The sequence below is a fragment of the Candidatus Woesearchaeota archaeon genome (assembly GCA_026394965.1).
Lineage (GTDB): Archaea > Nanobdellota > Nanobdellia > Woesearchaeales > 0-14-0-80-44-23 > JAPLZQ01.
Window position 1 is genome coordinate 45,959 of the sequence record JAPLZQ010000103.1, and the last position, 21,440, is coordinate 67,398.

At 40.4% G+C, this 21,440-nt stretch carries 21 protein-coding genes and 2 tRNA genes; 18 read left to right on the forward strand and 5 right to left on the reverse strand.

The features are described from left to right. Entirely contained in the window at positions 1-1,086 is a 1,086-nt protein-coding gene (locus tag NTV63_04770) for a DNA topoisomerase IV subunit A (GenBank protein ID MCX6710231.1), read from the forward strand. A 79-nt stretch (positions 1,087-1,165) separates the two neighbouring features. Then, on the forward strand, positions 1,166-1,600 hold the full coding sequence (locus NTV63_04775) for a hypothetical protein (protein ID MCX6710232.1): 435 nt from the start codon (positions 1,166-1,168) through the stop codon (positions 1,598-1,600). 53 nt (positions 1,601-1,653) lie between these two features. On the opposite strand, the gene NTV63_04780 is transcribed toward NTV63_04775, so the two are convergent. Then, positions 1,654-2,037, reverse strand: a complete 384-nt coding sequence (locus NTV63_04780) for a hypothetical protein (protein ID MCX6710233.1) — start codon at positions 2,035-2,037, stop codon at positions 1,654-1,656. A 357-nt stretch (positions 2,038-2,394) separates the two neighbouring features. Between NTV63_04780 and NTV63_04785 the strand changes: the two genes are divergently transcribed. The 13 genes from NTV63_04785 to NTV63_04845 all read left to right on the forward strand — a co-directional run bounded on the left by NTV63_04785 (position 2,395) and on the right by NTV63_04845 (position 16,424). Next, positions 2,395-3,906, forward strand: coding sequence for a hypothetical protein (locus NTV63_04785; protein MCX6710234.1), 1,512 nt, complete (start codon positions 2,395-2,397; stop codon positions 3,904-3,906). 29 nt (positions 3,907-3,935) lie between these two features. Further along, positions 3,936-5,240 (forward strand): hypothetical protein, encoded by a 1,305-nt coding sequence (locus NTV63_04790; GenBank protein MCX6710235.1) that lies wholly within the window; start codon positions 3,936-3,938, stop codon positions 5,238-5,240. 15 nt (positions 5,241-5,255) lie between these two features. Next, positions 5,256-6,635, forward strand: coding sequence for a hypothetical protein (locus tag NTV63_04795; protein MCX6710236.1), 1,380 nt, complete (start codon positions 5,256-5,258; stop codon positions 6,633-6,635). A 15-nt stretch (positions 6,636-6,650) separates the two neighbouring features. Continuing rightward, positions 6,651-8,522 (forward strand): hypothetical protein, encoded by a 1,872-nt coding sequence (locus tag NTV63_04800; protein ID MCX6710237.1) that lies wholly within the window; start codon positions 6,651-6,653, stop codon positions 8,520-8,522. 29 nt (positions 8,523-8,551) lie between these two features. Then, positions 8,552-9,463 carry a hypothetical protein gene (locus NTV63_04805; protein MCX6710238.1) on the forward strand — a complete coding sequence of 304 codons (912 nt, stop codon included), beginning with the start codon at positions 8,552-8,554 and terminating at the stop codon, positions 9,461-9,463. A 35-nt stretch (positions 9,464-9,498) separates the two neighbouring features. Then, a complete protein-coding gene (locus NTV63_04810) occupies positions 9,499-10,392 on the forward strand; it encodes a hypothetical protein (GenBank protein MCX6710239.1) in 894 nt (297 codons plus the stop codon). Then, positions 10,379-11,497 (forward strand): hypothetical protein, encoded by a 1,119-nt coding sequence (locus tag NTV63_04815; GenBank protein MCX6710240.1) that lies wholly within the window; start codon positions 10,379-10,381, stop codon positions 11,495-11,497. Before NTV63_04810 ends, NTV63_04815 begins: the two co-directional genes overlap by 14 nt. Beyond that, positions 11,470-12,390, forward strand: a complete 921-nt coding sequence (locus tag NTV63_04820; protein MCX6710241.1) for a hypothetical protein — start codon at positions 11,470-11,472, stop codon at positions 12,388-12,390. The genes NTV63_04815 and NTV63_04820 overlap by 28 nt, the downstream gene beginning before the upstream one ends. Further along, positions 12,380-13,486: a hypothetical protein gene (locus NTV63_04825; protein MCX6710242.1), complete on the forward strand. Its 1,107-nt coding sequence runs from the start codon at positions 12,380-12,382 to the stop codon at positions 13,484-13,486. Before NTV63_04820 ends, NTV63_04825 begins: the two co-directional genes overlap by 11 nt. Continuing rightward, entirely contained in the window at positions 13,422-14,549 is a 1,128-nt protein-coding gene (locus NTV63_04830) for a hypothetical protein (GenBank protein ID MCX6710243.1), read from the forward strand. The genes NTV63_04825 and NTV63_04830 overlap by 65 nt, the downstream gene beginning before the upstream one ends. Continuing rightward, positions 14,539-15,618 (forward strand): hypothetical protein, encoded by a 1,080-nt coding sequence (locus NTV63_04835; protein MCX6710244.1) that lies wholly within the window; start codon positions 14,539-14,541, stop codon positions 15,616-15,618. Before NTV63_04830 ends, NTV63_04835 begins: the two co-directional genes overlap by 11 nt. 62 nt (positions 15,619-15,680) lie before the next feature. Continuing rightward, entirely contained in the window at positions 15,681-16,295 is a 615-nt protein-coding gene (locus NTV63_04840; GenBank protein ID MCX6710245.1) for an HAD hydrolase-like protein, read from the forward strand. A gap of 54 nt (positions 16,296-16,349) precedes the next feature. Further along, positions 16,350-16,424 (forward strand) — tRNA-Arg (locus NTV63_04845). A gap of 189 nt (positions 16,425-16,613) precedes the next feature. On the opposite strand, the gene NTV63_04850 is transcribed toward NTV63_04845, so the two are convergent. After that, positions 16,614-16,985: a hypothetical protein gene (locus tag NTV63_04850; GenBank protein ID MCX6710246.1), complete on the reverse strand. Its 372-nt coding sequence runs from the start codon at positions 16,983-16,985 to the stop codon at positions 16,614-16,616. Between the two features lie 154 nt (positions 16,986-17,139). Here NTV63_04850 and NTV63_04855 point away from each other — a divergent pair. After that, a tRNA-Cys gene (locus NTV63_04855) sits at positions 17,140-17,212 on the forward strand. A gap of 126 nt (positions 17,213-17,338) precedes the next feature. Further along, complete coding sequence (locus tag NTV63_04860; protein MCX6710247.1) at positions 17,339-17,983, forward strand: hypothetical protein; 645 nt, start codon at positions 17,339-17,341, stop codon at positions 17,981-17,983. Positions 17,984-18,021: 38 nt separating this feature from the next. On the opposite strand, the gene NTV63_04865 is transcribed toward NTV63_04860, so the two are convergent. Beyond that, positions 18,022-18,396, reverse strand: a complete 375-nt coding sequence (locus NTV63_04865) for a hypothetical protein (GenBank protein MCX6710248.1) — start codon at positions 18,394-18,396, stop codon at positions 18,022-18,024. 39 nt (positions 18,397-18,435) lie between these two features. Then, the gene (locus tag NTV63_04870; protein MCX6710249.1) at positions 18,436-19,356 is read right to left on the reverse strand and encodes a hypothetical protein; all 921 of its coding nucleotides are present in this window, start codon (positions 19,354-19,356) and stop codon (positions 18,436-18,438) included. A gap of 96 nt (positions 19,357-19,452) precedes the next feature. On the opposite strand from NTV63_04870, the gene NTV63_04875 reads away from it, so the two are divergent. Then, entirely contained in the window at positions 19,453-20,193 is a 741-nt protein-coding gene (locus tag NTV63_04875; protein ID MCX6710250.1) for a methyltransferase domain-containing protein, read from the forward strand. Between the two features lie 22 nt (positions 20,194-20,215). Here the strand turns inward: NTV63_04875 and NTV63_04880 are convergent, their stop codons facing one another. Then, the gene (locus tag NTV63_04880; protein MCX6710251.1) at positions 20,216-21,436 is read right to left on the reverse strand and encodes a sugar phosphate nucleotidyltransferase; all 1,221 of its coding nucleotides are present in this window, start codon (positions 21,434-21,436) and stop codon (positions 20,216-20,218) included. Positions 21,437-21,440: the final 4 nt, after the last annotated feature.

The window sequence follows — 21,440 nt, forward strand, 5'->3', positions numbered from 1 at the left end:
ATGAAAGATGAAATGATAAAAAGAATAAAGGAGCTCTCAAGGAATCTGTATGAGAGCATAATTCAGCAGAAGAAGCCCCAGCTTTCAATGCCTGTTCGCTCGCTATCAAACGTGGATTTTGACAAGGCAAAGGGATATTTTGAGATAGGAAATGAGAAGAAGACAAGGACTCTTACTGTAAACACATCAAAGACATTCGCTCAGACATTAAGAATGTTGTCGCTCTCAAAAAGCCTTATTGAAACAGATGACATTGCAACAAAGAGAGAGGCATACTATGTGTCAAAGAACTGGGGCGAGGCAAGGTTCCTTGAGCAGCCGGAATCAGACATGGTAATGGATGACATTGAAGCAATGTTCATGGTTAATAGGGAGCAGATAGGGTTCATTCCTGAGGAAAAGGGGGGCGATGTCTCAGGAGAACTTATTGTAGTGGATAAAGACCCCGAAACAGGAAAGGAGATAAAAATTGACTGCACCAAGATGGGAACAGGCGCATACTCAATCCCGAGCAGCGTCGAGCACCTGCAGTTCGAGACAACGGCAAATTTCATACTTGCAATAGAGACAGCTGGAATGTACCAGAGGCTTGTAAAGCATGCCTATTTCAGGAAATCAAAATCAATACTGATATCGCTTGGGGGAGTCCCGACAAGGGCATGCAGGCGGTTCATAAGAAGGCTTTCTGATGAAAAAGACATTCCAGTCTATGTGTTCACAGACGGAGACCCATACGGATACCTGAACATCTACAGGACTCTTAAGGTGGGAAGCGGAAATGCAGCCCACATCAACAAGTTCTTCTGCGTCCCAAAGGCAAAATACATGGGAATCACCCCGGGAGACATAAACGATTACAAGCTTCCAACCCATCCCCTCAAGGAAGTGGACATAAAAAGGGTTAAGGACGGATTCAAGAACGACCCGTTTGTCAAGGCATACCCTGAATGGCAGAAGGCCCTAAACCAAATGGTTGAGATGAAAAAGAGGGCTGAGCAGCAGGCGCTTGCACAGCACGGGCTCAACTTTGTGATTACTGACTACCTTCCGCAAAAGCTGGAAAACCAGAAAACATGGCTTCCTTAAAATTTCCTAATAATAATAAAAAAAATTTATAAAGCAGCAAGAAAATAAATTTATAAAGTTTAACGAATTGTACAAAGATATGAGAAGTTTCAACAACTTGTTTAAGAAAAAAGTTATTGAAGAAAATAAAAACAACAGAGTTATTCCTTCTGGTATCACTTTTAAAATTATAGTAAATCCGTCGTTAAGTGAGGATCATCAAAAAGCGTTAAGATATGTTATCATCAAAAATTCTGGGTTAGATCAATATTTTAAAAATATTGATGTGACTTTTTATGATAGCTATAATGGGAATAATGTGAGCAATGATAAACTTAAGGGAAAACAAATGCTGGTTAAAGTTTTTTGCCCAGAACCCATTGTGAGTATAGAAAAAGATAAAGAAGACGAGTTCTATAAACAGCTAAAATCTAAAGTTACAGAATATATAATAAAAGCTATTCAAAAAAACACTGAAAAAAAATATAAAGCTAATTTAGAAGAATTTCTATTTACATACAGATTAGAATTTTAAATACTTTATTTCTTAAAAAGTAATCTATAAAATAAAGAGGAGATAAACTAAATTTATTTTTCTGCGAGCTTGACCAATTCTGCGTAGAATCCCATTGAAGAGAAATACACTGCTGAAATAACAAAGCTGAGCGCGAAGTAAACAAATGAAAGATCAGAGCCTTCATCTGTTTTTAAAACAGAGGGGTTTTTGAAACACTTTACTCCGCAATTGGCGCATGCAGTGATTGAATCAATGTTGGGGCATGCAGCAATTGAATCAATGCTTTTTGGCATCTGGCCCTTCACTTCAGAAATTGAATCAATGCTTTTTGACGCACTGCCTTCCTGCCAAGAAATTCCAAGAGTCATAATTGAAGCAGCAGTGCGTGGAGAGATTTCATACTGCGGGTAAGTGTTCAGCCAGTCATGCTCTCTGTTTTCATTTCCCCATCTCATTTTTATCACTCGAAAAATTCTTTTAGATTTTTTCAGATACCCTAACTCCCTCGCTCTGATTTTGCAGGCATAGCCAGATTAAATAGAGAAGGATATTTTAATTTATCGGGAAAAAATAAAAAACGGCTTGGAAAAGAGAGAATTATCATAAAAATCCGCATAAACTTCAAAGTCCAAAGAATTACTGCATGGACTCGTTTTGAAAATATCCTGCCAATTTAAAAGCTATGAGGGATTAGTTACCATTATTTGATAGTGAAAAAACCGAAATATTTATAAACCCTTTCTGAATTGTTATCACTGCCAGTCAATAATAAACCGGCAATAATCTCATTTAAAAGGATTGGGGGTAATAACATGTTAGGCATCGGACAGAAGGCGCAGGCAAGTAATTACCAGCAGCAGATAAGGGATATGGTTTCTTACATAAATCAGCATTTCATAGCAGAGGCTCCAAAAGACATATACCTCAATGAATCGCAGGAGGGTATAGGCGGGCACACAAAAGGAGCCCTTCTTAAAGAGGCAATAGAGAGCGCAAAAAGCAAAAAGCCGATTTCAGAAAATATCCTTCCCATCACAACCACAATGCTTGCATTAAACTCTTGCATCGGAAACAACACCCTCATTTCAGGAGATGTTGGGACAGGAAAGACAAGGCTCGCAAGCGTAATAGGCTCAATGGTTTACCAAATCCCAGTTGAGATTTTTGACTGGAGAAAAATTGTCGGAAGCCCGGGAGCAACAGTCAATGACATTTATGCAACTCACGACATCGCTGAACTAAACAAGGGAATAGACATGGCATTTCTTTATCTCCCATTCCATATGCCTTACCTTATCATAGATGAACTCAACAGGTTCTCTGAACTTGAGCAGAACAGGATAAGAGAGGGCGTTGCAAATGATGTGTGGAACTATGCAAACCACTCATGGAAGATAGACAAACAGGTTGTTGTATCAGCAATGAACCCCGATGTTTACGGAGGCACATTCTCCCTCAATGAAAATCTTGTGGACAACTACTCAATTCTCCTTTGGCCGCCAACATACAATCCAATAGCGCACCAGCATCTTGTAGAGCACGCCGATGAGAAGATAAAAGAGGGGCTGGGGCTTGAAGACAAGGTGGGCGAGTTTTTTGAATTCTACAAATCCCACAAGAACGATGCAAAAGCAATCAAAGATAAGATATCAGATCTTCAGCAGGCAACTGTCCAGGAATATGAAAGAAGGAAAATCCCGATAATCAAGAACGGATTTGTGTCAGAGATAAAAAAAGAGATTTCGGAAATAAGGTTTGCAGACGAGCCTCTTCTCTTCTTCTATTCAACGCTTTCTGAGATATCCCAAAGCACAAAGTTCGGGGAAAACCGGTTTGAGGATCCAAGGTCAGATGACGAGCATGACAAGAGATACCTCTCAACAAAAGTGCTTAGGGGGCTTGCAGGAAGGTTCATGAAGGACTGGGAAATGATGTCAAAGGGGCTTGCATGGTACCTTGGAAGGGACAGAGTTACAGTTGAGGATGTGAAAACAGCATTTGTATTCACATCAGCAGCAAGGATAAACCCTGAAGAAAGATTCAAGCAGAAGGTATGGAACAGCCAAAGAAGCCTCCCCATAAGGCACGCTATTGCAAAGCAGGTTATTGATGACTCATTCAAAAACTACACTGATTACACAAGCGCAGACAAGTCATTTGAGCATGTCAGAAAGGCAATACTCATGATAACTGAGAATGAGCTTAATGCAGAAACAATCTCTGAAGCAAGAAAAGACCTGGAAATGAGCGACCATCCTGTTGCAAGGACAATTGAAGAAGCTCTCCTTTGCATGCAATATGAAAGCATGCAGAACAGAAAGTAAGCGAATCACTTGGCTTGAGAATAAAAAAAATGACTCTTTTTGACATGTCTGGAATAGAGAAAAGGGAAACAAAGGAAAACTCTCACGGATTAGAGGCGCTCCTCAATGCAGGAGACGCATTCTTCAATGAATTCGGGAGGTTATCCTGGAAAGAAATGATTGACTTAATGAAAAAAAACAGAAATTATGCCAAAGAGTTCATAAAAGAAAAACTTAATGGGACAGAGTATTCTACAGAAGACATAGAGGACTATGTTATCATAAAAAGCGCAGAAGGAACAAGGAATTCAAGCTCCCTAAATTCAAATGTTCTTGGTGAATACTCGGGAAAAATTCTCAGCCTTCTCACAGAGGAAAATTCAAGTAAAGGAAAAAAAACAGTGATAAAAATTGACGGAAAAGGCGGGACTTTTGACCGTCTTTTTTACGGCGCAGAATTCTTTGATGAAGTATACATCTCAAACATGAATGGAGAGGGAATATGCTCATCAATGGCGAACGGCAACATCCTTGCCCTAAACAACTGCAACGGGGGTAATACTGCAACATTCATCGGCGCAGGAAGCAACGGAGGCGTTAAGGCAGCAATACTGAACAATGCAAATAGCACGCACAATCTATTTTACGATGCTGCGTTTATAAACGGGCACATAGGGCTTGCCATGCTCAACAACTCAACAGACAGTTACCATATAGAAATGGCCCTTTCTCTGATATACCCGGGAATAGAGCGGCTTGTAATACGAAACAAATTCAATCCCGAAAAATTCCAATTTGAAGATTTGCCTGTTGAGGATGGAAATGAAAATAAAGATTTCAAATTTTATGCTGATGAATATGCATTTGGAATAGAAAACGATTCAGAGATAATGGTTGCAAACAACGTCAGAAATAAAAGAGAATATGGCGGGCATCTATTCGGAAGGATGATTGAGCCAAACACTGAACTGCAGGAATTCCTGAAAAAAAACGGGATTGACAGAATGGCTGAGCTTTCAGACAAAATGGTGGATGCGGACTTAGACACTATTCAGGAAAATGCCAGAATGATTTACCATATTCACAACGAAACTGCAACAAAAGAAATGCTCGAAGGAAGAGACAGATATTATCATACAATAAGACTTTTTGAAGAAATTGTTCCTGATGTTCTTGAAGAAATCCCCAGAAAACCAAAAGATGATTCAAATAATTATCCAAATCAGGAAAAAATCTATGAAAACGCCGGAGAAAAGATACAGAAGAAGGCAAGCAGGTGGATTAAAAACACATGGTATGACATAAGAGAAATATTTTTCATAAATCAGATAATGGACAAGATAAGGGGCAGATGAAATTCGGTGAAAAAAATGGCATTCAGCGATCTTACTGGAATAGAGAAAAGGGAGAAAAAGGAAATAATTTCTTCTGGATTAGAGATGCTTCTTCAGGCAGGAGACGCATTTCTAAACAAATTTTCCAGACTATCAATTGAGGAACATGTGGATTTGGAAATGAACAACCACAGTTATGCTGAAGATTTTATAAAAGAAAAACTGAGAGGAGTTGAGTATTGCGCTGCAGACATAGTGGACTATGTTATCATAAAAAGCAGGGAAAACGCACAGGAGCGCGGATATCTCGAGGAAGAAGATCTTGCCAGATATTCAGGGATAATTCTAAGCAGGCTTACAGAGAAAAATTCGAGGAAAGGAAAAAAAACAGTAATAAAAATTGACGGAAAAAATGGTACCTTTAACAATCTTTTTCGTGGAGCAGAATTCTTTGATGAGATATACATCTCCAACATGAACGGGGGATGGCTGTGCTCAGCAATGGCAAACGGCAATATTCTCGTGCTAAACAACTGCAGCAGCAACGGCGCTGCAGCATTCATAGGAATGGGAATGAACGGCGGAGTCAAGACAGCAATATTGAACAATGTAACCGAACCTTCATATAAATTAAGACAGGCATTTGGATCAGTCGATAAATCCGATAAATTTTTTAATATTGCAAATTTAGAGGGGCATGTCGGGCTTGCTATGATCAACAATTCGGCAAACGATGAGGTCATGCAGTCTTATGATATTGAAACGTTGCATTATCATTCAATCACACATTATTCAATAGCAGAACAGCTGGTAATACGCAACTTCCCTTATCAAAAAAACCCATTTAAAGAATGGCATCTTAAGAGAATAGGCGACTCTGCAAACTGCGGATTGTATTCTGAAAGCGGGGCGGTATTATTTTCTTACAACATATCCCCCTTACCAGTAATCGACTGCTCGCAGGTAATTATTGAAAATAATTTCTATAATTTAGGATTATATACTAACCATCAATTCGGAGAAACAACAGACCCAACTGCTGAAATCCAGGAATTCCTGAGAAAAAACGGGATGGACAGAATCATTGCGCTTGCAGATGAAATGACTGAAGCAGACTTAGACACAATACAGAAAAACGCCAGACAGATTTACCGGATTCACGAAGAAACCGCAACACCAAAAATGCTCAAAGGAAGAGAAAACTACTGTTTCTCAATGAGACGCTCCAAAGAAAATATTCCCGATGTTCTCGAAGAATTCAGTTCAAACATTCAGAATGGTTCAGATTCAGGAAAAATCTACGAAAGCGCTGAAGAAAAAATACAAAAGAAAAGAGACAGATGGATTAAAAACGCTCAGTATGACATAAAAAAGATGTCTTTCATAAAATGGGCAATAGACAAAATAAGAAGATAAAATTCGGTGAAAAAAATGGCAGAAGACAAAAAGCAGGGCGCGGAAGACAAAAAGCTTGAGGAAATCATAAAGAAATGCTTTGAGGAGACAAAGGACCGGTATCTCAGACCTCCGATAAGCGGACCTCTGATAGTTGACTCTGAAATTGAAATGAACGGCTTGGGAACAGCATTTCTGAACTTCCTTGACTTATCCATTGGAATAAATGCCCCTTTTCTTAAAAAAATGGCAGGATATGCCAATGGTGATATTGAAAAGATGGCAAAGGGAATTTTCACCCACGAAATCGGGCATTATATGTTTTTTCCCCAGAATGTAAGCCTTTCACTTTACCTCTCATATGAGGCAGAGGAGAATTTCAAGGAAAACAGCGCAATAATATACGCCCTTTTCGCTGACTATGTCAACAATTCTCTCATCTATTACCAGCAGGTTGAGGCAGAGAGTTTGAAAGGGCTACTTGCAAGCTCATATCTCGACAAAAAAAACAGGGCAACAAACAGCGCAATGGCCTTAAGCTACGGAAAAAGGATGAAAGAGGAATTCTCCGTTGACCTAAGCGGCTTTGAAGAGGAAACCATGAAAAAAATAATCAAGGCAGCAGACGAGATTGATTCAGTAACAGTTAGCATGAGCAGGAACTACAACCTGCAGTATTCCCAACTCCGAAGATTCGGAGAGGCAATACTTCCCCTTCTTAATATTGACAGGCAAAAAATGAAGGAGAATCAGAAGAATAACTGCGACAAAAATTGCCAAAACAACGGGGGGCAGGGTGAAAACCCTTGCAATTGCCCTTCTGGCGGGGGCTCAAGAATAATAACCAAGGAAGATTTTGACAAGCTTCCCGCTGAAGATAAGCAGAAGATAAAGCAGGCAATAAGGGAAATGATAAAGCACATGGACAAGAAGAAATATGAAAAAATAAAGGAGCATTTCCTTGGAAAAGAGAGCGCTAAGAAAGACAGGGCTCCTGGAATCGGAACAGGCATAGAAAATGTGGAATCTGCTGAAGATAAAACAACTGAGTACTACAAGGAGCTTGCAGCAGAATACGGGATATTCATAAGGCCCAAGAAAACAAGAACCTTATCCTCAACAAAGCAGGTTTTCGGAAAAGAGGACTTCAAGATGGACAGCCCGCCGATAGGGATAGACACAAGATACTCCGGCGGAAAAATACTTCCGGGGCTTACAAAGAAAATCAGGATAGAGTCAATACCTTACCTAAAAAACTCACAGTCGCTCCCTTCTCTCATAATATACAAGGACGCATCAGGAAGCATGCCTAATCCCCAGCAAGAGACATGCTATGCAACCCTTGCCGGAACAATATTCATAATGAGCTATTTTCGGAGCGGATGCAATGTGGGAGTTTCCCTGTTTGACTCGGAAATGACAGACATATTCAGAAGCGAGGATGAGGATGAGCTGATAAAGATGATTTGCAGCTACAAGGGCGGCGGAACATCAATTGATTTGGACAGGTTAAAAAAAGACATAGCAGAATCAAAATCAGAGATTCCAATAGACCTGAAGAAAATAAATGAGGAAGAAATCAGGAAAAACCCGCTTTTCAGGAAATACCTGAACAAAAACGGAAGGATAAGCCTTCAGGAGCTCACAAGCCAGAGCTATGTTGACCTGATGATAATAACAGACGGCGGAATCATGAATGTTGATGAGCTGATTGACTTCATGAAAAACAACGAGAAATACCGCCCTACAATAATACACACCGGCACATTCCAGCTAGATATACCGGGATATGACCAGCAGCACACCTGCTCTTATGGGGGAATAACCGTGTTCAAGGCGGACTCAAAAGAGGACCTTGTGAGAATATCGCAGGACATAATTGAAAAGAACCTTATTTCAGGCAACTAAAAGCAATAGGGGTGATGGGGAAGTGAAAAATGCCAATAGAAGAACTATCAAAAGTGGAGAAGAGGGAAACAATAGAGCACAAAAGCACCGCAGAGGAATTCATAAAAAAATGCGGGGAAGCAACAGAAGAGATAAGCGCATTATGCGCCCAGAAGAAAAACCGCGGTTTTCAAATTGACACAATACGCGACGTATACACCCCGATGGACCGGCTTCTTGAAAAAAGCCTTTCAGAGCTCGACTATTCGGCAGCGGACATTGAAACATTCATAAGTTCAGAGTACCATCGAGAAATTGCAGACGCAAAAAGATTGCCGCTGGGAGTCTGCACCAGAATAACACTGGAAACCCTCACAAAAAAAAACAGGGCAAAAGGAGAAAAAACAGTAATAAAAATTGACGGCAGCTGGAATGAATTTAACTACTTATTTTTCGGCATACAAAACTTTGACGAGATATACCTCTCAAACATGAAAGGAGAGAGAATACTCTCAGTATCTGATGGAGGCAAGTGCGGAACAGCTGTCCTAAACAATATTGAAGGAAGCGGTTTGTGCTCATACCTTGATTACAACATTGGTTCACTTGATAATCTAATCTGCAATATGTCTAAGACGTTTTATTTTAAGGATATGCACCGGTCTAAACCAAGAAATATTGGCTTTGCCCTGTTAAGCGATTGCATGGTAAATTCTGATGATCAATTCAACTGCTGCTATTTCAGAGAAATTTTGGGAGAAAAAGAACCAATTAAGGAAGACAAGGAAAAATATGAGATTATCCTTGAGCTTGCAGCAAAGATGACTGACTCACCAATAGATGAAATAGAAAACCTTAGCCGGCAGATAATACAAATCTATCGCTCAGATAAAGAGGATGAGAATATCATAGAGAAAACCAGCAAAACAGGATATGCCCATTTCAAATGGCTTAAGAGATGAAAAAAATCAAAAAGAAGTGATAAGGAAAACAAAAAATGCCGCTAAACGAGCTTACCGGAATAGAGAAAAGGAATAAAAAGGAAAAGGGAGAGGACAGGACTGAATATTTCACAAGAATCAGCAACGGAATAGTCAAAAGCATGCTCAAAGAGTTCGTGAGAATGAGAAAAAGAATCCTTGTCAAGTTCATTGAGGAAACAGATGAGGAAAGAAAGGAATTTGTCAAAAACGCTATTGGAAGCTTTGAATACAATGAGAGGGATTTGGAAGGGTTGATACAGGCAAAAATTGAAGATGAGAACAAATCGCCAATGCTCGGTTACTATACAGGAATTCTTCTGGAAATGCTTACTGAAAGGAACAGAAAAAAGGGAATTGAGACAACTGTCAGGATTGACGGATGCGGAAGGGACTTTCCCTACCTTTTCATGGGAGCAAGAAACTTTGACAATGTCTACATCTCCAACATAACCGGAGATAAAATACTTTCAAATTCGCTTGATGGAGGAAGGGGAAAGACAGCGGTTATAAGCGGGCTTAAGGGAGATTCTGCAGCATACTGGATGGCGCGCAAGGGAATGCTTGACCTGCTTGTGATAAATGATTCTATCGGCGAATTCACTGCAGCAGGAATCGCTGAAGGAGGCTGCATAAAAAGGGTGGTTCTAAGGAACATTACAAGCGACACTGGTTTAACACTTGAATTCGCGAAAATGAACAACGGCAAAATCCCAGAACTGATTTATGATGCAAAACCGGGAATGTTATCCGGCATAGGCGATTATATCACTATGAAATTCGGGCGCGTTCCAAGAAGGAGGGGCTCCCTTGAATGCGCAGCCAAGATGAGCGGCGCATCAGTTTATGACATAGAGAAATACGCAAATGAGATAAACAGCCTGTTCAGAGAAAAAAATGCCACTAAATGAGCTTATTGGAATAGAGAAACGGGAGAAAAATGATAACCCAGAGAGCCAACTTGAAAAGCTGCTTGAAATCGGGGAGGATGTTGTAAAAAAATTCGGGAAAAGCGAGCTTGCGGACAGAATTACATATGACAACCGGTTTGAGCCGATTTCAAAATTAAGGGAGAAGATAGAAATCTACTGCATGAGAAGCATTGAAAACATTGAATACACAGAAAAGGACATAGAGTCATTTGTGAACGGCAGATTGGGCGTCTCACGGGATACTGGTGAGCAGGTAACCATAGGAACTTATTCTGGAATCATTTTGGACATATTAACCATGAAAAACCGGGAAAAGGCAAAAGGAACAAGAATAGCGATTGATGGGAAAGGCGAAGAGTTTGACTATCTGTTTTCCTGTGCGAAAAACTTTGATGAGGTTTATGTCTCAAACATAAAAGGAGACTACATCTGCACATATGCGGGGGCAGAAGGATATGGAAAGATGATAGTCCTGAATGATATTAAAGGCGACTACATTGGAAAATCAATTGCTGCATTGCGCGGAAATGTTGAGATTGCAGTTATAAATCGCGCAGAAGGATTAGGAACCGGGCATGAAATCGCCTCATACCACGGGAATGCTGGATTAATTATTGTAAACAATGCGATTGGAAGGGAAACATTGATGGACGTGGCTGTTGAAGGCGGAAGCATAGGGCTCGCTTTGATAAACAAGGCAATTGGCGATTATACTGCCTGGTGCGCAGCTTATGATTCAGGGAGCATTGGGGACCTCGTAATAACAAACTCAAAAACCAAATCAGAAAAAGGATTTGATATTGATGTAACCAGGATAAAAAACATCCTCCTGAAAATGAATAAATTCAACTTCTCAAACAAAACTGGCAAAGGAATGCTTATTGGAAACAATGAAGATATGGAAAAGAGTTTCAATGAAGATTACCGAATAAATGAATTATCAGATGCTGTTAAAAAAATCGTAAAGAAAAAAGAAATTGAAGGGATTATAAAACAGGCAGGAAAGATACAGTCAATATATGAAACCATAAAAGAGAGAGTTGAAGGAGACCTGGCATGGATAAAGGAGCATTCGGAGATTTAGACGCAATAGAGAAGCGGGAGAAGAAGGAATACCCGCACACACTTGAAGCGCTGATAGAGGCAGAAGAGAAAATAAAACCAAAAATCCTGGGGAGATACCCGTCCTATCCAAGAGAGACAGACAAGTATCTTGATGTGCTTTCCCTTGCTGGAGAAGCCCTCAAAAAAACTGATTACACGGAAAAAGACATAGAAAACTTTGTGCTTTCCCAATCAGGAAGCGGGGAAAATGAAAGCGAGGAAATGTTTATTGGGATTTACGCGGGAGCAATTGTGGAAAACCTTGGAAGGAGAAAAGGCAGGAAAAAAACAATAATTGCAATTGACGGAAAGGGAAGGAAATTCAACTACCTCTTCCACTGCATAAGGAATTTCGGGGAGATATACCTCTCAAACTTCAACGGCACATACATATGCCACAATGCAGCAAGCTACGGAAAGGGCGAAATCCTTGTGCTCAACAGAGTTAAAGGAAATGGAAACGGCGGATATGCCGGCTCAAAGGGAAAAATAGGGCTTGCAATACTTAATGAAACAGGCGCTGTAAATGAATTCACAATTCTCAGGCAGATGATAAATTTCGGGTACAATGAAAAATTCAACATAGAACGCTTTGTGATAAAGGAAAAAAATGTCAAGCTTAGCAAAATGGCGCAGGTTTTCAAAAGGGAAATTGAAGTTCCTGAACTGCTTGAGGTTTACAAACTGTCAGAAGAAACAATAAACGGAAACAAACCAGGCAGTTTATACGAAACTACAAGAGTCCAGAAAATCAAAATCAAGAGTAAGGAAAAAAAAGAGATAAACAGTTTAACAGAAGAGATGGAAAGCGCAGAAATCGGAGAAATGGCAGATATTGCAAAACGCATAAGGGAGCTGTGCTATGAACAATAGAAAAACGCCTTTTGATGAAATGTCAGGAATAGAGAAAAGGGAGAAGAAGGAATATTCGCACACACTTGAAGCCCTAATTGAAGAATCTGGACATTCTGTAAAGAGGATGCTTTCAATGATGATAAAAGCAATGGCTTGGAATGACCTTAGCGGAATGTACATTCACGCATTTCATGAAGCATCAGAAGAACTTGAAGGGGTTGAATACAACGAAAGAGACCTGTCTGACTTCATAACAGCAAACAGTGGAATTCCAATGGAAAGCGATGAAGAATGCGCTCTTGGAGTATACTCTGGGATACTGCTTGACCTGCTTACAAGAAGGAGAAGAAAAGAGGGGAAGAAGTCAGTTGTAAAGATTGAAGGCGCAGGAAAGGAATTCCATTATCTCTTTTATTATGCAAAAAACTTTGATGAGGTTTACATATCAAACATTGAAGGCGACAAAATCTGCTCAAGGATGGGAAGCCACAGCGGAAGCGGAAATTTCATAGTGCTTAACAATGTGAATGGAAATTTCATCGCAGACACAGTAGGATACAGCAGCGGAAAAGTGAATATGGTTGTGATAAACAATTCTCGCGGAATAATGGCTGGAAACAGCATTGCTGAACGCGGAAGCGCTGGATTAATAGTCCTGAACAGCATAAATGCTGCAGGAGATATAGGATGCGCAATTGCAAAAGAGGGGGAAGCCGGAACAGTCATATTAAACAATCTTAACGGAGACAGGATAGGAGATTACTGCGGAAGCGCTAAAGGAAAAATCGGGAATATTGCATACCTGTCAATAAAAGCAAAAGAATCAGTCGGCGAATTTGTGCCTGATTATGAGAGCGAAATCGGGAAGATGATAATACTGGACAGCCATGTTAAAAATCGCAATGTTGGGGCGGAATTCAGCGGATTCGGCAGATCTGAAATAATAACTGAACAGGAAAATGAAAAAGCAGAAAGGGCGCTGGAAGAAACAGGGATTAAAGAAATAATCCTGCTTGCAGATGAAATGGGAAAATTTGGCGCTGAAAGATATGAGGAATACGCTCATAAGATTTATTGCTCATACAAAATGGCAGGTGGAAAATATGCCTTTTGATGAGCTTTCGGGAATAGAGCTGAGAGAAAAAGCAGGGCAGGATAAAAATGCTCTTGAAAAAATCCTTGAAATCTGCGATTATCTTTGCAGAAACACTTCAGAGGTATACCGCTACCTTTTCGACACCATGAACTCTGATTCAGAATTCTATTCACATGTGCGCTCCTTCGCTCTCTCAAAAACCAGGAATATTGATTTCAATGAAAAAGACATTTGTGACTTCATTATTGCAAAATCCTATGAAAAGCAGGAAAAGGAAGGGGTAATAGGGCTTTTTTCAGGAGTTCTCCTTGACATACTTACAGAAAGAAACAGGAAGCAAAAAAAGAAGACGATAATCAAGATTGACGGCAAAGGCGCAAAATTCAGCTACCTGTTCTACGGCGCAAGAAACTTTGACGAGATATACCTTTCAAACTTCAACGGCAGATACATCTGCGCAAAGATAGGGAGCGAAGGGAGAGGCGGGATAGCTGCGCTTTCCAGAATTGACGGAAGCTACACAGGAGAATCGGCAGGGGCATTCTCTGGAGGAATAGATGCGCTGATTGTAAACTCGGCAACTGACAATGAGCTCTGCTCAAAAATTGGTTTTTCCGGGGGAAAAGCAGGATTAGTGCTGATAAGCAATTCAAAAGCATTTCTTGCAGGAAGCTCAATTGCAAGAGATGGCTCTGCAGGCATGATTGTCCTTAACCAGATAATTTCAGAGCACATTGGCGATTACATAGGAGAAGGAGGGCATGTTAAAAAGCTTGCAATGAACAGCCTGTCGGGCTCCTATGTTGGCAGAAACATCGGGACAAATAATGGAGAGGTAAGCGAGATAGCGCTCAGGGATATAAAAGCGAGCTATGTTTTTTCATCAGCAAATTTTGAAAGGACAAGGAGCCTCATCAGGTACAATGATAATGAAGCTGAAATCTATTTCAGGAAAAACCGCATTGACAGAATCATCTCGCTTTCAGAGGATATTGATTTGGCAGATGATATTGATGAACTGGAAAGGATATCAAAAAAGATTTATCGGGAATACAGAAAAGGGATGAAAAATGGGGCTTGAAGAGCTTTCGGAAATAGAAAAGAGAAAACCCAGCATCGCAAATAAAAGCGGGCTTGATGCGGTAATATCTGGAATGGAAGAATGCGTGAGCAGGGTAAAGACAATGATGATTCTTCCTTTTCCACTCTATTCCATACAAAAGGTCTATGAGATAGCAGAGAAAAGGCTGGAATCAGCAGATTATTCTGAAGATGAGATAATTGACTGCATAATTGCAGGCAGGAAATATGAAGATTATGGGAACAAGGCAATAGCAGGCGCATACACAGGAGCTCTCCTCAGCATCCTTACTGAAAGAAACAGTAAAAAAGGCAGGAAAACAATAATGTATGTTGATGAAAAATGCAGCGGGTTTGACTATCTGTTCTACAATGCAAGAAGCTTTGATGAGGTTTACCTGAATAATTTCAACGGCGATTATGCATGCTATGGAATGGAAAACGGAAGAAGGGCAGTTGTTAACAATTCGCATGGAGACACAATGTTCTGGGACATTGCATCTGGAAAAATTGAAAAAAGAGACAATGCGCATCCAAATGCGGAAATGATACTTATTAACAATTACCAGCCAAATGTTTATTTCAATACTGAGATAGGCTCTTTTGCAGGAGCATACGGGGGCTCAATAGGGCTTTTCCTTGCAAACAGCTGCTGCAGCTGGCAGACAGGAAGGGACATTGCCTACAGCGAGGGCTTTGCAGACACGGTAATACTCAACAAGACAAAAGGGGATGAAATCGGGAATGGAATTGCATGCAACAGAGGAAGGGTGAATAATCTTCTCATAATCGGAGGAAGCCAGAATTTTGTAGGAAATGACATTGCTCAGGTAGGCGGCTCTGTCGGAAACCTTCTTGTGCAGGGAAAGAAAGGAAAGGTGATGTGCGGGGCTAACTTTTACCGGGTTGAAAGGCAGATAAGCAGGAGCAGGAACAAGAGAAGGTTCATGGAAAAAAGGGGAATACCAAAGATTCTTGCATTAGCCGAGCAGATGAAAACAGCTGGAAAAGATGAGATTATCATGCTCTCTGAGCAAATCTGGCAGGAATACACAGAAAACAGAAAATGAATTTTTATTAAAATCAATTATTTAAAAACATATTTATATTGCAACACTCATTTCCTGTGATTATGATTAAAGCAGTTGCTTTTGACCTGGGAGGAGTGTTGTTCTCATGCGGAACACCTATTGCAGTTGAAAGAATCTCTAAAAAGCACGGCTATGAAAAGAATCTCATAAGCGACCTGCTATCCTCTGAAAAGAGCATAAAGTTAAGAAAGGGGAAGATGAGCGATAATGCATTTTGGAAATGGGCTGAAAAAACCCTGCCTGCGGGATACAATGTTGCGACAATCAAGAGGGAATGGTATGACTGCTACATCATAGACGGAGAGGTATTTCAGCTGATAAAAGAGCTCTTCATGAACAAAAGAATAAATCTTCTTGTTTTCTCTGGAAACATACGCTCAAGGGTGCTTTATCTTAACAAGAAATACGGCTTCCGGAAGTACTTTGACCATGAGGTATACTCATTTGACCACGGCTGCATGAAGGGCAGCAAAGAGTTTGTGAAGAAACTCATATCCGAGGCAGGATGCAAACCGCCTGAAATCCTTTACATTGATGATAATCCAATCCAGGCGAAGCCTGCTTCTATGATGGGAATAAACCTTCTCATATACAAAAAGGGAAAAATTGAAGAACTTAAGGAAGGGATAAAAAGATTCGGGATAGCGCTGAGATAAGAACAGGAAAGAATAGCAAGCTTTAAAAACAGCTTTTTAATTCTCTCCTGCATCGGGTCCATTGCCTAGCCTGGATAAGGCGACAGCCTTCTAAGCTGTAGATCGGGGGTTCAAATCCCCCTGGACTCACTTATTATTTATAATTTATTTTTAATTTCTAAATTATTCAGTCGTTTCTTTTTCCATCCATGCTTTTTCTTATTAAAGAAAAAGGATGGGTGCGCTAATCCCCCTGGACTCATTTTTCTTAATTTATCATATTAACTTTTAGAAATAATAAGATTTAATAATTAAGAAAAAAAAATCAGAGAGAATTTCTTATTCTTTCTCCCCGAGGAAAGAGTATTCCCCCTTTCGGTTCACGATGAGCCTTATGCAGGGAAGGAAAATGAGCTCGTCAAAGATGTCCTTTTCTGCAGCCCCTTTTATGGCATAGTAAGAGGCATTGTACTGGACAACACCGATTGCAGTCTGGTTGTTCTTGTGAAGCCGCTCAAGCTCTATAATCTGCTCAGTCTCCCCTATCTCAGCATATCCTGGCTGGGATTTCTGCTCAGGGAAAGACACATCCTCTACTTCCAAATATTCAGAGCTCCTGTCTCCAACAAGATATGCAACGCCTATGTTGCTATCGAATCTTCTTGAGAGCTTTCGCACAATCATGTCTATTGCAGACTTGTCAATTTCCATAAAAAAACACCCCAGAATATAGAAAATATACGAGGTTCATATATAAACTTTTATCTTTTTAAGCATATACAATCCCCTGTGAAATATGGGAATTTCAGGGGGAAATCAATTCAGAAATGTTTATAAACCACCTAGGTTTTATGATTTTTAAGGCGCGGGGGTAGCCAAGTGGCTAAGGCAATCGCCTGCAGAGCGATCATTCGGGGGTTCGAGTCCCTCCCCTCGCTTTTTATTGTTTATGAATTAAATTATCATAAAAATCCGCGGAGAGTTTCCTGCTCCGCAATAAAGCACAAAGACATCTTTAAATCTCACCAAAAGTTTAATAAACTTAAGAACATATTTTATATTGCATGGATACGCCTGCAACTGCTGAGCTCATTAAGTGGGTATTCAATGGAATCACATTAGTTCTTGTAACCATCGCGTCTTCATTGGCAGCAAAGAAAAAGCAGCATATAGCCATCCTTATCGTGTTTGTAGCAAATGCAGTTGCTCTTTTTGTTCTTCTCTCTCCTCTACTGGCTTGGATAGCTTCAATTGTATGCATTATCCGGATATCATCACTGAAAGAAGCAGGGCAGAATGAACAATCTTTAAAAAATCCAAAGCCTTCTACAGGCAATAATAAGAAGGCGGGAAACATAATTGGGCTTCTTTTGGGCATAGGATTTGTAGCTGCACCTCTGATAGGATATATCAGGAAAGAAGCGTCATTTTATGATCCCAACAGCCAGGGCTGGATTATTTTATTTGCATTGATTGGCGCTTTTATGATAATAAATAATATCTTTGCCCTTCTAAAAAAAGAAGAAAACACTCAACCAGCTGTCACACCCATTGTACAAGAAACCAAAGACACTGCAGAGCCGCCTTCTAAAGAAAATCCTGTTGCCAAAAAAGAATCTGAAAAATCTGCGGACAAAGTCAGATGCCGTTACTGCGACAAATTGTATAATGCCAACTATAACGGTTGTCCATATTGCAAGAAGAAATGAATATTCTTTAATGGCGATATTGCCCGCCCCTAACTTTTTTATTCTTTCTTGAAAAGAAGCCAGTTCTTCTCGCCGGTTTTTGCAAACTTTAGAAGCACATACTTTCCAATCATTTTTTTTCCTTTGAGAACAAAAACAATCTTTTCATCCTTCCTTGACTCAAGTTCAAATGTTCCAGAGTCCCAGATTTTAACTGTTCCAGCACCGTATGAGCCTTCAGGAATTACCCCCTCAAAGTTGATGTAGGAAACATCATGGTCTTCAACCTGAACAGCAAGGCGCTTGATTCCAGGCTCAAGCGGTGGCTCTTTTGGAACAGCCCAGCTCTTGAGAACAGAATCAAGCTCAAGCCTGAAATCCCAGTGGAGATGGGATGCATTATGCTCCTGGACTACAAACCTTTGCGTTATCATAGGATAAAAGAATATTATGAGATTAATAAATTTGACTCCTTATTTGAGAAAATCAAAGTTTCCGTGGATTGCATTCTTGTATATCCCAATTCCGTGCGTAAGCTCCTTAATTAAAAAAAATGCATTTCCCGTTGCGTGGTTTGATGGTGTTCCAAGGTCCATCATCAGCGAGAACTCTTCCCGTTCATTTGATGTGGGCATAAGATAAGAAAATTTCGTCCGGTTTTCGTTAAGCTCCCTGCACATCCAGAAATAAACTGATTTTAGTTCACCCAAAGTGCAGTCTGAATTCCGCCGCACATACTCCTTGTTTCCTGTCTTTTCAGAATACTGCTTTCCAATCTCCCTTTGAACGCCTAATGCGTGCCCTTCTTCAAAGAAATAAAGGCCTCCGCTGAATTTTCCCATTATTCCGCTTTTCTGCTGGAGGTAGTGAGTATATTCATGCGCAAAATAAAGGGCTGTGTCAACTTCATTCGCCCTGTGGAGAGTGATTTTTGAATTTCTTGCGTTAAATGTGTTATCAGAAGAAAGTTGATTGCGGTATCCTGATGCAAAACTTATCATCCCCGCAGATAAAAACAGCGCAGGTATTGAAATTGCACCTATGTTTCCTGAAAGGATTTCAAAAAGCGATGCTCCAGCTCCAAAAGAGCCGGCAGAGTAAAGTCCGAGAATTGATAGCTTATACCGGTCAACATCTCTGAAAATGCTGTAAAATGAAGTATCAGGCATTTTCTCATCGGTTTTAAGAAAAGAGTCAACTGCGCTCTTTGAATCAGAAAGTATTGATTCAAGCGCTTTTTTGCCATCAATCTTTTTTGAATCATGATTGATTTTTCCAATTTTCTCAATCTCATAGGAATATTGCACGAGCAGGTGCTCAAGAACAGGAATATTCTCCTTTCTCTTAATGAAATCCAAGATATTCTCTCCTGTTAATTTAAATTCATCAGACATTACAGCAAGAATGCATTTCCCATTTATAAATGTTACTCATAAGTAGTTACATAATTCAAGTAAACCTTTTAATACTGAGCAATTTTCCATTTGAGAATGGAAAGCGTAAAAAAGATTCTTGTGTCAGAAGAGGGAAGGACATTTTACATAAGGGACATAAGCCAGGACTTTCACACCCAGTTCGGTTTCATAAAATCAAAGGACTTAAAGAAGAAGGACGGCTCAGTTGTTGTCTCAAACACAAGCCAGAAATTCCACATATACTCACCAAGCTTCATAGATTCTTACAGAAGGATAAAGCGGGGCCCCCAGATAATACCTGCGAAGGATGTTGCAGCAATAATCGCTGAAACAGGGCTTGGAAATAAAAGCGTGATTGTGGATGCTGGAACAGGTTCAGGAGCCCTCGCCTGCTTTCTTGCAAACTACGCAAAGAAGGTAGTCAGTTATGAACTGCGCGAGGATTTCTTCAAGATTGCATCAGAAAATGTCAAGATGCTCGGGCTTAAGAATGTTGAGCTGAAAAACAAGGATGTGTATCTGGGAATTGACGAAAAGAATGCTGACATTATTGTCTTTGACCTACCTGAGCCGTGGCTTGGGATTAAAAACGCAGAAAAGGCGCTTAAGATAGGAGGATATCTTGTCTCATACAGTCCGACAGTCCCCCAGATAATGGACTTCGCATCTGAGATTTCAAAGCACAAATGCTTCAGCCACATTAAGACAATTGAAATAATGGAAAGAAGATGGGATGTGCTTGAAAGGAAGGTAAGGCCTAAGAGCCAGGAAATAGGGCACTCAGGATTCCTTAGTTTCTACAGAAAAATCTGCTGAAAAAAGCAGTTAAATATCTGATTCATACAATATCCTCTTTTACGATTTCTCCTGGGCGTGTTGATTTTCCAGCCCAGATTTTCCTTCCCGGATAAATTGAAGTATTAATTCCTGTATGGACATTGTCCCCGATAATTGCCCCAAGCTTTCTCCTTCCGGTGTCAACAAGAGTTCCATTTACCATTGACTTTATGCTTGAGTTGTCATGCCGAAGGTTTGCGACAATTGTTCCAGCCCCAAGGTTTGAATCATATCCAATCACTGAATCGCCGACATAAGAGAGATGCGCAACATTTGTCCTGTCGTAGATTATTGAGTTCTTGATTTCAACAGCGTTTCCCACATGGCAGTTGTTCCCAATTGTTGTTGAAGCGCGGATGAAGCAGTTTGGGCCTATCCTGCAGTTCTCACCTATGAAAACAGGGCCCTCAATGTATGCGCCGCTTTTCACAACGCTCCCTTTCCCCACATAAACCTCGCCATTAAGGGTTGCGCCCTTTTCAACAACCCCCTCAATTTTTCCCTTCATCTGCTTCAGGAAGAACTCATTTATGTCCAGAAGGGACCATGCATATGTTACAGGAAGCCAGTAATCCCGCACTTTCTCAACAAAAATCTCCTCGCGCCGGCAAAGGTTCCTAAGAAGGTCTGTCAGTTCATACTCTCCGCGCTCTGATTTCTCAATTTCAGAATTAAAAATCTTCTCATCAAGAACATAGCATGCTGTGTTTGCAAGATTGGAAAAAAACTTCTTCGGCTTCTCAACAACATCCTTTAAAATCCCGTTTTCCGCAATGAAGATTCCGAAATTCTCTGGATTCTCAACCTCTTTTGCAAGGACGCAGTATTTGTGAGCAAGGCATGATTCAATGTCTTTCCTGCTGAAAAGGTCGTCTCCCATAAGCACAATGAACCTGCCCTTCAAAAAATCTTTTGCCTGCATAAGGGCATGCCCTGTTCCCAGCTGCTCTTTCTGCTCAACATACCTTATTTTCATGCCATTGTAGCTCTCTCCAATGTATTCCTCAATCATCTCATGCCGAAATCCAGTGATTATGATTACATCTTCAACAAGCCCGGAAAGCTCTCCAAGATTGTGCTCAAGAAGGGTTTTTCCTGCAACTTTCAGGAGAGGCTTTGGCCTTTCAAGAGTCAGCGGGTAAGTTCTTGTGGATTTGCCTGCAGCAAGTATAACTGCAGTCCTCACTTTTTCAGTTTTTTCCGAAGAATAATTTTTTGGCATTTTA

Coding starts and splice junctions, on each gene's coding strand:
- NTV63_04810 (MCX6710239.1), top strand. CDS start 9,499: ATGCCGCTAAACGAGCTTACCGGAATAGAGAAAAGGAATAAAAAGGAA.
- NTV63_04775 (MCX6710232.1), top strand. CDS start 1,166: ATGAGAAGTTTCAACAACTTGTTTAAGAAAAAAGTTATTGAAGAAAAT.
- NTV63_04835 (MCX6710244.1), top strand. CDS start 14,539: ATGGGGCTTGAAGAGCTTTCGGAAATAGAAAAGAGAAAACCCAGCATC.
- NTV63_04820 (MCX6710241.1), top strand. CDS start 11,470: ATGGATAAAGGAGCATTCGGAGATTTAGACGCAATAGAGAAGCGGGAG.
- NTV63_04865 (MCX6710248.1), bottom strand. CDS start 18,396: ATGATAACGCAAAGGTTTGTAGTCCAGGAGCATAATGCATCCCATCTC.
- NTV63_04770 (MCX6710231.1), top strand. CDS start 1: ATGAAAGATGAAATGATAAAAAGAATAAAGGAGCTCTCAAGGAATCTG.
- NTV63_04815 (MCX6710240.1), top strand. CDS start 10,379: ATGCCACTAAATGAGCTTATTGGAATAGAGAAACGGGAGAAAAATGAT.
- NTV63_04825 (MCX6710242.1), top strand. CDS start 12,380: ATGAACAATAGAAAAACGCCTTTTGATGAAATGTCAGGAATAGAGAAA.
- NTV63_04790 (MCX6710235.1), top strand. CDS start 3,936: ATGACTCTTTTTGACATGTCTGGAATAGAGAAAAGGGAAACAAAGGAA.
- NTV63_04870 (MCX6710249.1), bottom strand. CDS start 19,356: ATGTCTGATGAATTTAAATTAACAGGAGAGAATATCTTGGATTTCATT.
- NTV63_04800 (MCX6710237.1), top strand. CDS start 6,651: ATGGCAGAAGACAAAAAGCAGGGCGCGGAAGACAAAAAGCTTGAGGAA.
- NTV63_04785 (MCX6710234.1), top strand. CDS start 2,395: ATGTTAGGCATCGGACAGAAGGCGCAGGCAAGTAATTACCAGCAGCAG.
- NTV63_04860 (MCX6710247.1), top strand. CDS start 17,339: ATGGATACGCCTGCAACTGCTGAGCTCATTAAGTGGGTATTCAATGGA.
- NTV63_04850 (MCX6710246.1), bottom strand. CDS start 16,985: ATGGAAATTGACAAGTCTGCAATAGACATGATTGTGCGAAAGCTCTCA.
- NTV63_04805 (MCX6710238.1), top strand. CDS start 8,552: ATGCCAATAGAAGAACTATCAAAAGTGGAGAAGAGGGAAACAATAGAG.
- NTV63_04875 (MCX6710250.1), top strand. CDS start 19,453: ATGGAAAGCGTAAAAAAGATTCTTGTGTCAGAAGAGGGAAGGACATTT.
- NTV63_04830 (MCX6710243.1), top strand. CDS start 13,422: ATGAGGAATACGCTCATAAGATTTATTGCTCATACAAAATGGCAGGTG.
- NTV63_04880 (MCX6710251.1), bottom strand. CDS start 21,436: ATGCCAAAAAATTATTCTTCGGAAAAAACTGAAAAAGTGAGGACTGCA.
- NTV63_04780 (MCX6710233.1), bottom strand. CDS start 2,037: ATGAGATGGGGAAATGAAAACAGAGAGCATGACTGGCTGAACACTTAC.
- NTV63_04840 (MCX6710245.1), top strand. CDS start 15,681: ATGATTAAAGCAGTTGCTTTTGACCTGGGAGGAGTGTTGTTCTCATGC.
- NTV63_04795 (MCX6710236.1), top strand. CDS start 5,256: ATGGCATTCAGCGATCTTACTGGAATAGAGAAAAGGGAGAAAAAGGAA.